This is a genomic window from Streptomyces pristinaespiralis (assembly GCF_001278075.1).
GTDB classification, from domain to species: domain Bacteria; phylum Actinomycetota; class Actinomycetes; order Streptomycetales; family Streptomycetaceae; genus Streptomyces; species Streptomyces pristinaespiralis.
Genome location: NZ_CP011340.1, coordinates 2330110 through 2343947, shown reverse-complemented (window position 1 = coordinate 2343947; position 13838 = coordinate 2330110). Strand labels below are relative to the sequence as shown.

Below are 13838 nucleotides of genomic sequence, written 5' to 3'. Positions count from 1 at the left end.
TCCTACCGCGCCTCCTGGTCGTTGTCCGGTACCCGTGCGGCCCACATCGGCAGCCGTTCCGTCCGCGGCCTGGCCGTCCCGTTCTGCCCGGCCGTCCGCTCGCGCAGGCCGCGCAGCGCGGTGTGCCGTCCGTCCCACAGCGTGCCGTCGGTCCGGTCACGCGGATCGGGGTCGACCAGCACCACACCGATCACCGCGATGCGCTGGTCCGCGAGCTGCCGTGCCACGGTGTGCAGCCACGCGGCGCTGCCGTGTCCGGCACGCACGACGAGCACGGTCCGGGTCCCGAGGTACTGGAGGTCGGTCCACGCCGTGCCGGGCGCAACAGAGCCGACGCCGAGCCGGCGTTCCTCGTGCGAGACGGCCGCGGCACGCTCGCCGCCGACCACGGCCGGGTCGCCCGGCTTCGGACGGCGGCCCGCGAGCCGCCGGCCCGGCAGACCGTCGACGACGACCACCGGACCCTCCGGCGCCAGTGCCGCGGCGAGGTCCATGGCGATCACGCTCGTGCTGCGCGCACAGCCCAGTTCCAGCAGCGACACCGGTTCGGCGGAGCCGCGCACGGCGCGGGCGAGGGTCCCGGCGAGCCGTGCCCGTGCCGCCCGGGTCCTGCGCCGCCACGGCCTGCCCGACCGCAAGGACGCGCGGCGCAGCTCCGCGATGACCGAGGCGCCGAGATTCGCCGCGATGTCCCGGCGCAGCACGGGGCGGTCCGCCACCACCGCGCCGACTGCGGCCAGCGCGAGCCCGAGGACGAGCCCGAGGACGAGCCCGATCGCGGAGTTGGTGGCGGCGGCCTTGGGGAGGGAGTGGCGCACCGCGCGTGGGGCGTCCACGATCTGTGTGCCGGCGACGACCTTGGGCGTGCCGGTCTGCGCCTCTGCGGCCCGCTGGTCGAAGTCGGCGATCCGCGAGTCGAGTTCGGCCCGGCGGGCGAAGAGCGACTCGATGGTCGCCGACGCTTCCGGGCCGCTCTCCGGCGCCTGCTCCCCGATCGCCTTGTTGACCCGGGCGAGTTCGTCCCGCATGCGGTCACGCTGGTCGAGCAGGGCCTTGGCCTCGGCCTTCGCGGCGTCCCCCATCCGCTTCACATGGTCCGCGACGAAAGCGTCGGCCAGCGCCTCGGCCCGGGCCACCGCTTCCGCGTCGCTGTCACCGCTCACTTCGATCTGCAGCAGGTTGTTGGTCAGGCCGGTGCCCCGGTAGTCGCGCATGAAGTCCTCGGGGTCCTCAGTGGAGTTGAGGGACCGCAGGGCCTTGTCGGCGATCCGCGTGGTCCGCAGCAGCTCGACGTCGGTACGGATCAGCGTTCCGGTGTCGTTCGGCTGGTCCTCCTCGTGCGCCACCAGCACCTTGGTCACCGCGCTCGGCGCGGGCGGCATCAGGACCGCCGACGCCGCGCCGGCCAGCAGCCCCAGCAGCGCCATGGCGCACCAGAGGCGGCGGCGCCTGCGCACCGCCACGACCAGCGCCTGCAGGTCGAGGAGCGGAGCGGCGGCCGAGGAATCCGCAGTCGTGCTCGTGGTCACGCCGAACCTCCCGTCGCCCGGCCGTGAACCGCGAGCGCCGGAGGGGCGTCGTTCGGGGGATGTCCGGAGGGGCCCGCCGGACGGGCCCGGACCGGGCCGGCGACGACGACGCCGACGACCTCGTGCCCGCCGTCCGCACACGCCTCGGCGATGCCGGCGAGCTCCTCCGCGGTCCAGCTGCCCGCGCCGACGACGACCAGGGCACCGGACTCGGAGCCGCGGTCCGGGACCAACGGCCGGTCCACCGAAACCTCCGCCATCCGCAGCACCGGATCGCTCGCGGCCTCCGCGACGAGCCGCCCGGCCGCCCGGCGGGCGGTCTCGTCACCGTCCGGTACGACGACCAGCAGTTGCCGGGGGGCCGGCAGCATGTCCTGGATACGGGCGCACACCCGCCGGTAGCGGATCCGTGTGCCGGCCTCGTCGCCGGACTTCCGCGGGGTCGGTATGTCCCACCGGGTGTCGATGCCGAGGAGCCGGCGGATCCGGGCCCGTGGGCCCCCGCCTTCCGGCCGGTGGGCGCGCCGGTCATAGGGCGCGTCGACGGTGCCGAGCAGCGCGGAGCCCAACGCCGCGGCGATCTCCGGTTCGGTGCGCAGCCGGCGGTTCATCCGTGCGGCGACGAGATGGCCGATGACCGCGAGCAGGAAGAACAGCAGCGCCCCGGCGACGATGAGCTGCAGCCTCGTCGGCGGTGCCTCGCCGGTCGGCCGGGCGGCCGGCCCCATGACGACCATGCCGGCCTTGTCGTTCGCCGGGTCGGCCTCGTCCAGCTTCGTCATGGCCTCTTCCAACGAGGTGCGCAGCTTCTCGAGCGTGGTGCGGGCCTGCACGCTCTCCACGGTCCGCCCCGGATCGGCCGCGTTCGCCAGTTCGGTGATGCGGCGGTTGGTCTCCTCCACCTTCTGCCGCAGCGCCTCGGGCCCCGTGGCCGCTCCGGGGTCGGTGTTGCCGCCCGCGACCCGCGCGGCGAATTCGACGAACTGCCGGGCCACCCGGTCCGAGAGCCGCTGCGCGCGCTCAGGGGTGTCGGCCGTACCCGAGATCTTGATGATGTTCCCGTCGGCGGCCTCGGCGGTCACCCGGTCCCGCAGCTCGGCGCGGCTGACGTCGTTCCAGCCGAGCTCGGCGGCCGCGCGGTCGACCACCGTCGAACTGGTCGCGATGTCCACCTGGGTCAGCAGCTCGCGCTCCTCCCACTGCCCCGGCAGCAGCACCGATGCCGACGCCGTGTAACGCGGCGGGAACACCACCGAGGTGCCGTGGCCGACGAGTGCGCCCACGGCGGCGAGGACGGCGAGCAGCCGCCACCTTTGACGGAGAATCCGCCCGATGGTGACCAGACGGATCGTGTCATCGCTCAACGCCGCGGCCTCTTCCCTGTGCGGACCGGGCCGCCCGCCGACACCGGGGTGTGGTCACGGCACGCAGCGGCATAGGCGGCGAGCAGCGACGCCTGCGAGTTCCGCCAGGAGAGCGGCCCGCCGATCCGCTCCTGGCCGATCCTGCCCATCCGGGCCCGCTTCTCCGGATCGTCGAGCAGCAGCGCGATGAGCCCCGCGAACTCCGCCTCGTCGTCGGCGGGCGCGTAGACGGCGGCTTCTCCGGCCGAGACGCGCGCCTCCTTCAGGTCGAACGAGACGACCGGCCGGCCCATCGCCATGTACTCCAGGACCTTGTTCATGGTCGACACGTCGTTGAGCGGGTTGCGCGGGTCGGGGGAGAGGCACACGTCCGCGGTCGACAGGTAGCGCACCAGGTCGGCGTCCGGGACGCGCCCGGTGAACTGCACCTGGTCCGAGAGCCCGAGCCGCCGGGAAAGCTCCACCATCGCGTCGAAGGCGTCACCGGCGCCGACGAACACCGCGTGCCAGTCGGTACGCCCGAGGTCGTCGCGCAGTTTCGCGAGGGCCCGCAAGGCGTAGTCGACGCCGTCCTGAGGGCCCATGACGCCGAGGTAGCACAGCAGATGAGGCTTGCCGCGCTTCAACTCCGGCTCGGGCGGAACAGGTTGGAACCGGTCGGTCTGTGGCGCGCTGCGCACCACGAAGACGTCCTCCGGCCGCCGGCCGCCACGGCGGATCGCGACCTCCCGGTAGCTCTCGTTCGTGGCGAGCACGATGTCCGCGGCCCGGTAGGTACGCCGTTCCAGCGCGCACACGGCGCGGTAGAGCAGGTCCTCGCCGCGGTCGAACCGGGAGAGGTACAGCTCGGGCACCAGGTCGTGCTGGTCGAAGACGAACCGGGCGCCGCGCCGCTTCAGCCACAGTGCCGGCAGGAACAGCAGGTCGGGCGGGTTGCAGGCGTGGACCACGTCGACCGGGCCGACCTTCCGGGCCAGCCGGGCCGTGTGCCACAGCGCGGATCCGTACTCCCGCAGGTAGCCGGCCGGTCCTCCGGTGGCCGCCCGCAGCGGGTAGCGGTGGATCCGCACCCCGTCGATCTCCGCCTCGGCCTCCGTGTCCCGCTTGCTCCCCTGCGGACAGATGACATGCACCTCCCAGCCCGCGTCGCGCAGCGTCGTGCACTCCTGCCACACCCGCCGGTCGAACGGCACCGACAGGTTCTCCACCAGGATCAGCGCGCGGCGGTCCGGCCGGCCGTTTCCGGCCGTGTCGTCGAACGATGTGTCACCAGGCAAGGCCCACGTATCCCGGTTCGGCCCGGCGCGCATCGGCGTCGGGGAGATGGACGAGGTCGACGATCACGGGGCCGTCGCCATGGGGCAGCTTCGACAGCACGGCCGGGTCCCTGGTCCCGACCAGGCACACCTCCGCGTGCTCGAGCACCTCGTCGACGGAATCCGTGAGCAGCTGCGCCAGGTGCGGCAGCCGGGTCTCGATGTACTCGCGGTTCGCGCCGAGCAGCCGGGAGAGATTCACGTTGGCGTCGTGGATCCGCAGGTCGTACCCCTTGCCGAAGAGCCTCTCCGCCAGCTCGACGAGCGGGCTCTCGCGGAGGTCGTCGGTGCCCGGTTTGAAGGACAGCCCGAACAGGCCCACCCGGCGCTTGCCGGTGCGCTCGACCAGCTCCACCGCGCGTTGCAGATGGTCGGCGTTGGAGGGCAGCACGTGGGCGAGGATGGGCACAGAGACGTCGGCCCGCCGCGCCGCGTGGACCAGGCTGCGCAGGTCCTTGGGCAGGCAGGAGCCGCCGAAGGCGAAGCCGGGCCGCAGATAGGCGGGGCTGATGTTGAGCTTGCGGTCGGCCAGGAACACGTCCATCACCTGGTGCGAGTCCACCCCGAGCGCCCGGCACACCGCGCCCAGCTCGTTCGCGAAGCCGATCTTGAGGCCGTGGAACGCGTTGTCCGCGTACTTGATCGCCTCGGCCGTCGGGACCGGCACCCGGAACACCTCGCCGGGCAGGCCCTCGTAGAGCGCCAGCACCGCGTCGCCGCTCGCCGGGTCGAGCTCGCCGATGACGGTCTTGGGCGGGTCGAAGAAGTCCCGCACGCTCGTGCCCTCGCGCAGGAACTCCGGGTTGACCGCGACCCCGATGTCCACACCGGCCGTGCCGCCGACGTACTTCTCCAGGATCGGCACCAGCAGGTTCAGGCAGGTGCCCGGGAGCATGGTGCTGCGGAACACGACGGTGTGCCGTCCGCCCCGCTCGGCCAGCGCGGCGCCGATCTCCTCCGTGACCCGCTCCAAGTACGTGGTGCACAGGCTGCCGTTGGGCTCCGACGGCGTGCCCACGCAGACCAGCGACACCTCGCTGCCCCTGATCGCCTCGCCGACGTCGCCGGTGGCGCGTAAGGCTCCGGTCCGCACGACCTCGGCGATGAGCTCGCCGATCCGCTCCTCGACCACCGGGGCCTTGCCGTCGTTGACCAGGTCGACCTTCACCTGGTTCACGTCCACCCCGATGACCTCGTGACCCATGCTGGCCAGGCACGCGGCCGACACGCAGCCCACGTAGCCGAGCCCGAGAACACTGACTCTCATGAAGCGTCCTTCCCCCCAGGCAGGCCCCTGTGGCCTGCGGTGCGCGCGTCGGCGGGACCGTTCCCTCGCAGGTCCCCGCGCATCAATAGGCCCCCTGCCCGTGGATCACCGCACGCAGCGTCTTCCACAAGATCACCGCGTCCAGGGCGAGCGACCAGTCCTCCACGTACCGCAGGTCGAGGCGGACCGCCTCCTCCCACGGCAGGTCGCTGCGTCCGCTGATCTGCCACAGGCCGGTGAGCCCGGGCTTGACCAGCAGCCGCCGCCGGATGTCCGGGCCGTACGCCGCGGACTCCTCCGGCAGCGGAGGCCGCGGACCGACGAGCGACATCGATCCGGTGAGCACGTTGAACAGCTGCGGGAGTTCGTCGATCGAGTACCGGCGCAGCACTGCCCCCACGCGGGTCACCCGCGGATCCCGGCGGAGCTTGAACAGCAGGCCGGCGCCCTCGTTGCGGTCGGCGAGCTGGGCGCGTGCCGCGTGAGCTCCGTCGACCATGGTGCGGAACTTGAAGATGGTGAACTCGCGGCCGTCCTTGCCGACCCTGCGCTGGCGGTACAGCGCCCCACCCCGGCTGTCCGCCAGCACGGCCAGCCCGACGAGCACCATCAGCGGGGCGAACAGCACCAGCAGGACCGCCGCGCCCATCCGGTCGACGACCCCCTTGATCGCCCGGCGGCCCCCGGTGAAGGTCGGCATGCTGACCCTCAGCAGCGGGATCCCGAGCACCGCGTCGACGTGCAGCCGCGGGCCGGCCACCTCCATCAGGACGGGGGCCACGATCATCTCGGCATCGCTGCCCTCGAGGTTCCACGCCAGCCGCTGCAGCCGGTCCGGTGACCAGTGCGGGTCCGGGGTGACCGCGACGACGCGGTAGCCGGCGTGGCGGACGTGGTCCGCGAGGTCCGCCAGCCGGCCGACGACCGGCACCCCGTCCAGGTGGTCACCGTCGGGCCCGAGACCGTCCGGTGTGCACACCGCCTCCACCCGCCAGCCGAGGTGCGGGAACTTGCGGGTCCGGCTGATCAGGTCGCGCACGGTGGCCGGGCTCCCGGCGGCGAGCACCGGTCTCAGGCACCGTCCTTCGTTGCGCTGTTTGTGCAGCCGGAGGCGGAGCAGATACCGCGCGGTCATGGTGACGAGCGCGATCGCGGGGATCGCGACGAATATCCAGAGCTTGATGTTGCGCGAGGTGAGGGCGATCCCGCCGAGCGCCAGCACGACGGTCGCCGTGAACAAGGAGCGTCCGAGCCGGCGGAACTCCTCGGCCCCCTGGCCGAGCACGGCCGGAGCCCATGACCGGCTCACCGCAAGCGCTCCGAGCACCAGAAGTTCGGTGCCGAACGCGAGGATTCCCCACTTCTCGTGCCAGTCGGCCGCGTCCCGGACCCCGAAGAAGTTCCCGATCGCCGCCACCACGAAAGCGGTGGCCACGGTATCGCTGGTGATCACGGTACGGCGGTACCGCTGCTCCCATTCGATCGCGGGCCGGCTGATCGTCCCGTTCGCCAGACGCCCGGCCGCCGACGGAAACGGGTCGACTAATTCCCCCTGCTGCACAGGACCCCCCCAGGTCGCCAGTGTTGGAGGTGTTCACCTCGCACTGTTTCTCCCCCGGGAGGCACCCCCGCCCCCCGCGCCGCGCTGTTCCTCCCCCTGGGAGGCACCCCCGCCCCCGCGCATGAATTCCGGCTGTTCCGGCGCTGCTTGGACAACTCACCCTGGAGACAGCTGATTCGCGTGTCCGACCAGGCTTGCGAGGTGCGCGGAACCCGTCGGAACCTCGGGTGCTCCCCGCACCCAAGGACCCTCGCGGGCTCCGTGAATCGATCACCCCAACGTCTGGCGCAGGGGTCGGGACTGCAGGCTTTACGTAGCGCCGGACCTATAGATCATTTTGGTCGCCTCGTGTCCGAACAGCTGAAGCACGGTCAATCTAGACCATCGGGGGCCGACGTGTAGAGGGGATGTGTGTAATTTGTGTTCAAGCTTCGGGTCCGGCTCCATCGACCGGTGACCGCCTGCGGGTGTCCCGCCGCCACCGCCCGCTCCGGCAGCCTGTCCGGCCCGGGCGCGGGGACGCGGTGTCACCGAACCGCAGGACGGCTCGGTGACACCGCGTCAGGCCGGCGGTTCAGGTCAACCAGCTGTTGCCCGCGCAATCGGCAGCGGTCATCCACCGGTGGAACGCGATGTGATTCACGGGGGCGCCGCTCGTGAAGTGGTTGTCGGTGATGTCGTCCGCGTACAGCTCGTAGGGGGAGAGACAGACGTAGCTGGCACCGCTGTTGTGGATCTCGTAGAAGGCGACGACGTCCCTGCCGCCCACATAGCCGTTGTTCATCACGGACTTGACCTCGTACGCGTCCCGGTTCTGGAAGGCACCTCCCTGGTCGCCCCAGCTGAGGTCGTTGTCGTAAGCCGCTCCCAGCAGAGTGCCCGTGCAGTCGAAGCCGCTCCAGGCCCGCACGTAGCCGTCACGGCCGGTCTGGCTCCATGTCTGGTCGCAGTAGTACCCCTGCTGCGGAGCCGCCTGGGCCGTGGAGGGGAAGGCCGCGCCGAGGGCCAGCAGGCCCAGGGACGTGACGAGGGTGCCCAGCTTGCGCATGTGTACTCCTTCGTGGATGCCCGGTGGGGGCATGGCCGGTCCGCGGGTACCGGACCCGCGGAGGTGTGTAAGAGGCCGGGGGCCGGTCAGCCCTTGTGACCGGACGGTCAGGCCCGCGGCCCGACGATCTCCTTGGCGACTTCCAGCGCCCGGTGCTGCAGGCGCGCCCGGGTGTCGAGGGCTTCGCGGTGGACGCCGTCGAGCTGGTTCACGTAGTGCTTCTCACGCTCCTGGCCGATCGACCGGAGCTTCACCGAGCGGGCACAGGTGGCGTCCGCCACCGCGAGTGCGCGCTCGGCTTCGAAGGCCTTGCCCGGGGCTGTCCCGAGCTTGTTCAGCAGCGCCGCGTCGCGGGCGTCTCCCGGGTTCGCGTAGGTGTGGCCCGCGCGCCGCAGACACCGCGACCAGGCCGCCAGCCCGGCCGTGAACTCCTTGTCGGCCAGGACCTTCGGTATGTAGAGGCGGCCGGCGCTTCCGGCGATCTTGTCCGCACGGAACCATGCCTCGAGGTCCCCGTACAGCTGCTTCTCCGAGTCGGCGACGCAGCCGCCCACCCGCTTGCCGACGACGCCGCCGGAGGGCAGCCGGACGGACATCCGGGGTGCGCCCGGCCCTTCGTCGAGAGCCAGGTCGTAGGCCGTCCGCCGCTCGGAGGGCAGGGTGGCGCGGTAGGCGGCGTTGCGGTTGTTCTTGCGCGCCATGTCCGCCTTGGCGTGGATACGGCTGCCGTAACCGTACTCGCGAGCCCATTCGACATCGTCCGCCACATAGCCGAGAGTGCGGCTCTCGCGCAGACTCAGCCGCTCCGCTTCCCAGTACTCGAATCCCTTGCCTGCCATGCAGCGGCCTATCAACCGCTGCTGGGCGTCCGCTATCCGCAGTGTCTCCGCGTCCGTCAGCGGCCTCATCCGCTCCGCCGTGGCGGAGACACGCTGCTTCTGCGGGGCCTTGCCGTCCGTGCATCCCGTCACGACGAGTACCGCGGCGGCCAGTGCGGTACTCGCGGCGGTGAGCATGCGCATGCGCCACATGGCGGTGTCCCCCTGGTTCGGTCGCCACCTTGGTCGCGGTGGCCGCGCTGAAGATGCTCGTGACGTCCTGGGCGCAGGCACGTCCGCTGGATGCGGGGCGATGATCAAGCCCTGCGGCCGGCCCGGCTCGCGGGTGGACGTGGGCAGCCACCGGAGAAGCGGGTCAGCGAGGCTCAACCGCAGATCTGGCGGCCCGGTTCGCCGTAGGGGTAGGCAAGGGTGACGCCGGTATCGGCGTAACCGGTCCCGCAGGAGCGGGTGTTGGGGGTATGGACCATCAAGCTCCATTGGTAGGGCTCACCGGCGGCCACGTTGCCGCGGCCCACCGTCAGGGCTGGACCGTCCACGCCGGCGGGGCGGGTGATCTGCGCGTCGTTGCGACATGGGTGAGGGCTGCAGATACTGATGCTGGAGTGGACGCGGATCCACTGGGTCATGCAGGTGTTGCTGTAGCGCATCTCGATGGTGCCGACCTGGCTGGTCGAGCCCGGCCGGTAGAGGGGCGCGGAGGCGAGGGTCCTGGCGTTGGAGGAGCAGCCTGTGGCAGCCGGGTCCGCACCGTCGTAAGGGCCGGCGGCATGGGCGGGAGAGGCGCCTGTGACCATGAGACCTGTCACGCAGACGGCTGCGGCGAACACCATGGCCGGCGTCTTGCGGCGGCCGCTGTTCAGGTCGAGCATCCGTGGGTCCCTTCTGACGCTGCGCTCCGGCCAGGTTCGGCCCTGCACCGCAGCTTGCCGACCCGTGGGGAAATCCGCGCGCCCTTTCGGTCTGGGCCGAAGCCCCCTGGCGCATGCCCCGACGATGCGGCCGTGAGGGCGAGCGGCGATCGGTGTGAGCCGCGGCCGCCGGTGCTCGTCCTGTCTCGAGCGCGGACGGCGGACGGAGGCGGACGAGGCATCGAGGGCGATCACGGAACGGACCCCGCGGGACCCCCGGCCGGTGCCCGTGCGGCAGGACGAGCGGGCGGGAGCGGCCGCAGCGCGTACCGGCCGGCCTCCGGTCCGAGCAGGGGAGACCTTCAGCGGCCGTGTGCGTGTCCGTGCCCTGAACCCGCGGGGGTTTCGCTGCACGATGGAGAGAGGGCGCCTGGGGCAGTCCGGGACCGTGTGCGTGGCGAAAGGTGTCCGGCCATGGAGCTCACGCTTGTGCTGCTGATCATCGTCGTGGGGCTGACGTTCGACTTCACCAACGGCTTCCACGACGCCGCGAACGCGATCGCCACCTCCATCTCCACCCGCGCCCTCACGCCCCGGACCGCCTTGGCCATGGCCGCCGTGGTGAACTTCCTCGGCGCCTTCCTGGGCACGGAGGTGGCCAAGACCGTCGGCAGCGGCATCATCGGTGCACCTGAGGAACTGTCGGGCCTGTTGCTGGTGCTGTGCGCGCTCGTCGGCGCGATCGGCTGGAACATCTTCACCTGGTGGCGGGGTCTGCCGACCTCGTCCTCCCACGCCCTGATCGGCGGACTGGTCGGTGCCGCCCTCGCCGCCTCCGCAACCGTGCATTGGACCGGGATCGTGGACAAGGTCCTTCTGCCCATGCTGCTGTCCCCGCTGGTCGGTGTGGCCCTGGGCTACAGCCTGCACACGATCATTCTGTGGGCGTTCCGCCGCTCCGCCCCGCGCCCCGTCACCCGCCGCTTCCGCGCGGCGCAGACCGTGTCAGCCGCCGCCATGGGTCTCGGGCACGGGCTGCAGGACGCGCAGAAGACCATGGGCGTCATCGTCCTCGCCATGGTCACGGCGGGATGGCAGGACGACTTCTCCGTACCCCTGTGGGTGATCGCGGCCGTGGCCGCGGCGATGGCCGCCGGTACCTACACCGGTGGGCGCCGCATCATCACCACCCTCGGCCGGCGCATCGTGCACCTCGATCCGCCGCGCGGCTTCGCCGCCGAGACCGCCGCCACGGCCGTCCTCTACACCACCGCGTTCGTGTTCAAGGCCCCGATCTCCACCACCCAGACGATCACCGCGGCCATCCTGGGCGCCGGCGCGACCCGGCGCATCAAGGCCGTGCGCTGGCAGGTGGCCCGTTCCATCGGCATCGCGTGGATCCTCACCTTTCCCGGAGCCGGGCTGCCCGCCGCCGCCCTCTATCTGATCCTGCACGCCATCACCGGTCTGTGACCTCAGCGGAGGCCCACGATGCCCACCCCACCCGCTCCCGAGCCGGGCAGGCCACCACGTGCCGAAGTCCCCGACGGCCTCCCCGTGCCGGGCCGCTTCGCCCATCTGCACCCCGACGACGGCGCCTGCCTCATGGAGGCGGCCTCCCTGCTGGCCACCGGCCGCTTCACCGACCGCCCGCCCGGCACCCATCCGGTACTCGCCGCGCTCGCCCGTGCGGTCAACGACTCCGTCGACGACGCCACCCGCCGGGCCCTGTGGCCACTGGCCGCCGATCTCGCCGACGCGGGGCCTGCCGACCGCGCTTACGGTCCCTTGCTGGTGGGCACGGTGGTGGACGCCGCCCGTCGCGTGCGGCCCGGCTCTCGGCGCCTTGAATGCCGCAGCGCGGCCTGCCACGCCCGGGCCCGGCGGCTCGCCCGGGCCCGTACCTCGACGGCACCGGCCCGCATCGCCGACATGCTGTGGTGGCACGGCCCCGGCCACCACGCTCTCGAACACGCCCTGCGCGTCCTGCTCTCCGCCCCCGACGCCGACCAGCGCCTGTCCCGGCTCCTTCGTCGAGCCGTGACCGAGGCCCGGGTCCGGACCACCAGGGAACAGGAACCGCTTCCCGCGCAGGCCCTCTCGCAGCGCGGATGAAGCCCGGCCGCCCGCGCAGCTGGTCCCCATTCCATGTCGTGGACGAGGTGCCGGGCGAGCGCGGCGGTTGTGCGTCGCCCGGGGTGTGTGCGAGCACAGCGATCAGGGACCAGCCCGCCGTCCCGATGAAGAGCGGTGCAGCGATGTCGCCGCCGCCCGGCCCGACGAGCGGCGAGGCCACGCCCTGTCGGGGGGCGGGCGCGCCGGCGTTGCGCCGGCGCAGGCAGCGGTGCAGGGCCGGGGTCTGCACCGTATGAGCCCTAGCCGCCGTCCGGCGTCGGTTCGGCAGTGGTGGCTGCGGCGGGTTCGGCCTTGGTGTGGAGGACTTCGCGGGCCTGTTCGGCGGCGCGGATCATGCTTTCGCCGACGAAGTCGACGAAGCGGGCGATGTTCTCGAGGCGGACGGCGGCCGGGCTGTCGGGGCCGAGGAGGCTGACGCCCTGCCGTGCGGTTTCGGCGAGTTGGGCGTGCGTACGGGCTGCGGAGACCATTCCTTGGTACCAGACGTCGTCGTCGGCGATGTAGCGCTCGCGGCGGCGTTCGTCGCGTTCCCGGCGGATGAGGCCCTGGCTCTCGAGGAACGCGACGGCTTTGGAGATGGACGCCGGGCTGACCCGGAGGTGCTGGACGAGTTCGGACGCGGTGAGGCTGCCCGCGTCGCTGGTGTAGAGGGAGACCAGGACCCGGGAGGTCATCTTGGGCAGGCCCTGCTGCATGAGGAGGGTCGTGAACGTCTCCTCGTACTCACGCACGGCCTCGGCGTCGCGCCCGTTTGTCTGCCCGGGCCCGTCCGCCCCGGGGCGGGTGCCCTGTCTGCGCCGGTGGGTGCGGCGCTCGGTGGCGCGGTGGGCCAGGTCGGCACGGTAGGCAGTGGGGCCGCCGTTACGCATCACCTCTCGGGTGATCGTGGAGGTGGGGCGGTCGAGGCGTCTGGCGATCTCCGCGTAGGCGAGGCCGTCGGCCAGTCCCAGCGCGATCTGCTGGCGTTCCTGCTGGGTGAGCCTGCCTCCCGGCATCGCGGTCTCCTTCAGGCTGCTTCGCGGGTCTTCCGATGACCGCAGCATAGCGTTCACTCTCCATCCAATGCAACGAAGAGCGTCGCGTTCGTTGCGTTCCAAGTAAAGCCGTTGCAACGAAATTGGGCCGTTGAGCTGCTGCGATGCGGGTTGAGTGCAACAAGGTAGTTGCCGCTCCTGTGAACGCAACGTAGCGTTTCCGGTGTCAGAAACAAGAAGCACCGAAGGAGAGCACGATGCAGAAGTTCGACACCCCCGCCCCCGTCTCCGCCGTCATCGACATCCCCGCGGGACGCGTGCAGTTCATCGCCGCCGACCGGACCGACACCACGGTCGAGGTCCTGCCCGCGGACACCGCCAAGAGCCGCGACGTGAAGGCCGCGGAGCAGGCCACCGTCGCCTACGCCGACGGCGTGCTGCGGATCGCGGCCCCGGCGGCGAGGAAGCAGTACCTCGGCCCGTCCGGATCCATCGAGGTCACCGTCCAACTGCCCGCCGGCTCCCGCATCGAGGCGACGGCGGCCGCCGCCGAGTTCCGTGGCGTCGGACGGTTCGGCGACGTCGCCCTCGACGGCGCGCACGGCGACATCAAGCTCGACGAGGCCGCAAGCGTCCGCGTCACCGCCCACGCCGGCGACGTCACCATCGGCCGGCTGGGCGGCCCCGCCGACATCAGCACCCAGAAGGGCCACATCCGCATCAACGAGGCCGCCCACGGCACCCTCACCCTGCGCACCGAGTACGGCGACATCTCGGTCGACGCCGCCCACGACGTCTCCGCCACGCTGGACGCCGGCACGGGCCACGGCCGGATCAGCAACGCCCTGAAGAACAACGGTGGCGTCGCCGCTCTGAACATCCACGCGACGACCTCCTACGGCGACATCACCGCCCGCAGCCTCTGATCCGCAGCCCTTGACCCGCTTCGAAGG

At 71.8% G+C, this 13838-nt stretch carries 12 protein-coding genes; 3 read left to right on the top strand and 9 right to left on the bottom strand.

The window, feature by feature from the left end:
• Positions 1 to 2: 2 nt before the first annotated feature.
• The 8 genes from SPRI_RS09770 to SPRI_RS37020 form a co-directional block, all read right to left on the bottom strand.
• Entirely contained in the window at positions 3 to 1529 is a 1527-nt protein-coding gene (locus SPRI_RS09770; protein WP_005310869.1) for a Wzz/FepE/Etk N-terminal domain-containing protein, read from the bottom strand.
• Positions 1526 to 2893, bottom strand: a complete 1368-nt coding sequence (locus SPRI_RS09765) for a YveK family protein (RefSeq protein ID WP_005310868.1) — start codon at positions 2891 to 2893, stop codon at positions 1526 to 1528. Before SPRI_RS09765 ends, SPRI_RS09770 begins: the two co-directional genes overlap by 4 nt.
• Positions 2890 to 4170: a glycosyltransferase family 4 protein gene (locus SPRI_RS09760; RefSeq protein ID WP_005310867.1), complete on the bottom strand. Its 1281-nt coding sequence runs from the start codon at positions 4168 to 4170 to the stop codon at positions 2890 to 2892. The genes SPRI_RS09765 and SPRI_RS09760 overlap by 4 nt, the downstream gene beginning before the upstream one ends.
• Positions 4160 to 5476, bottom strand: coding sequence for a nucleotide sugar dehydrogenase (locus tag SPRI_RS09755; protein ID WP_005310865.1), 1317 nt, complete (start codon positions 5474 to 5476; stop codon positions 4160 to 4162). The genes SPRI_RS09760 and SPRI_RS09755 overlap by 11 nt, the downstream gene beginning before the upstream one ends.
• 82 nt (positions 5477 to 5558) lie before the next feature.
• Positions 5559 to 7037 (bottom strand): sugar transferase, encoded by a 1479-nt coding sequence (locus tag SPRI_RS09750; RefSeq protein ID WP_005310863.1) that lies wholly within the window; start codon positions 7035 to 7037, stop codon positions 5559 to 5561.
• Between the two features lie 574 nt (positions 7038 to 7611).
• Positions 7612 to 8085 (bottom strand): hypothetical protein, encoded by a 474-nt coding sequence (locus tag SPRI_RS09745; protein ID WP_005310861.1) that lies wholly within the window; start codon positions 8083 to 8085, stop codon positions 7612 to 7614.
• Between the two features lie 107 nt (positions 8086 to 8192).
• Positions 8193 to 9107, bottom strand: coding sequence for a hypothetical protein (locus tag SPRI_RS09740; protein WP_158685149.1), 915 nt, complete (start codon positions 9105 to 9107; stop codon positions 8193 to 8195).
• 182 nt (positions 9108 to 9289) lie between these two features.
• Positions 9290 to 9796, bottom strand: coding sequence for a DUF2690 domain-containing protein (locus SPRI_RS37020; RefSeq protein WP_078951238.1), 507 nt, complete (start codon positions 9794 to 9796; stop codon positions 9290 to 9292).
• Between the two features lie 453 nt (positions 9797 to 10249).
• Here SPRI_RS37020 and SPRI_RS09735 point away from each other — a divergent pair, with 453 nt between their 5' ends.
• Entirely contained in the window at positions 10250 to 11248 is a 999-nt protein-coding gene (locus SPRI_RS09735) for an inorganic phosphate transporter (protein ID WP_005310855.1), read from the top strand.
• A gap of 18 nt (positions 11249 to 11266) precedes the next feature.
• On the top strand, positions 11267 to 11890 hold the full coding sequence (locus SPRI_RS09730) for a hypothetical protein (RefSeq protein WP_005310853.1): 624 nt from the start codon (positions 11267 to 11269) through the stop codon (positions 11888 to 11890).
• A 260-nt stretch (positions 11891 to 12150) separates the two neighbouring features.
• On the opposite strand, the gene SPRI_RS09725 is transcribed toward SPRI_RS09730, so the two are convergent.
• A complete protein-coding gene (locus SPRI_RS09725) occupies positions 12151 to 12906 on the bottom strand; it encodes a MarR family transcriptional regulator (protein ID WP_005310851.1) in 756 nt (251 codons plus the stop codon).
• 236 nt (positions 12907 to 13142) lie between these two features.
• On the opposite strand from SPRI_RS09725, the gene SPRI_RS09720 reads away from it, so the two are divergent.
• Positions 13143 to 13811 (top strand): DUF4097 family beta strand repeat-containing protein, encoded by a 669-nt coding sequence (locus tag SPRI_RS09720; RefSeq protein WP_005310849.1) that lies wholly within the window; start codon positions 13143 to 13145, stop codon positions 13809 to 13811.
• Positions 13812 to 13838: the final 27 nt, after the last annotated feature.

Coding starts and splice junctions, on each gene's coding strand:
- SPRI_RS09755 (WP_005310865.1), bottom strand. CDS start 5,476: ATGAGAGTCAGTGTTCTCGGGCTCGGCTACGTGGGCTGCGTGTCGGCC.
- SPRI_RS09745 (WP_005310861.1), bottom strand. CDS start 8,085: ATGCGCAAGCTGGGCACCCTCGTCACGTCCCTGGGCCTGCTGGCCCTC.
- SPRI_RS09740 (WP_158685149.1), bottom strand. CDS start 9,107: ATGCGCATGCTCACCGCCGCGAGTACCGCACTGGCCGCCGCGGTACTC.
- SPRI_RS37020 (WP_078951238.1), bottom strand. CDS start 9,796: ATGCTCGACCTGAACAGCGGCCGCCGCAAGACGCCGGCCATGGTGTTC.
- SPRI_RS09735 (WP_005310855.1), top strand. CDS start 10,250: ATGGAGCTCACGCTTGTGCTGCTGATCATCGTCGTGGGGCTGACGTTC.
- SPRI_RS09730 (WP_005310853.1), top strand. CDS start 11,267: ATGCCCACCCCACCCGCTCCCGAGCCGGGCAGGCCACCACGTGCCGAA.
- SPRI_RS09725 (WP_005310851.1), bottom strand. CDS start 12,906: ATGCCGGGAGGCAGGCTCACCCAGCAGGAACGCCAGCAGATCGCGCTG.
- SPRI_RS09720 (WP_005310849.1), top strand. CDS start 13,143: ATGCAGAAGTTCGACACCCCCGCCCCCGTCTCCGCCGTCATCGACATC.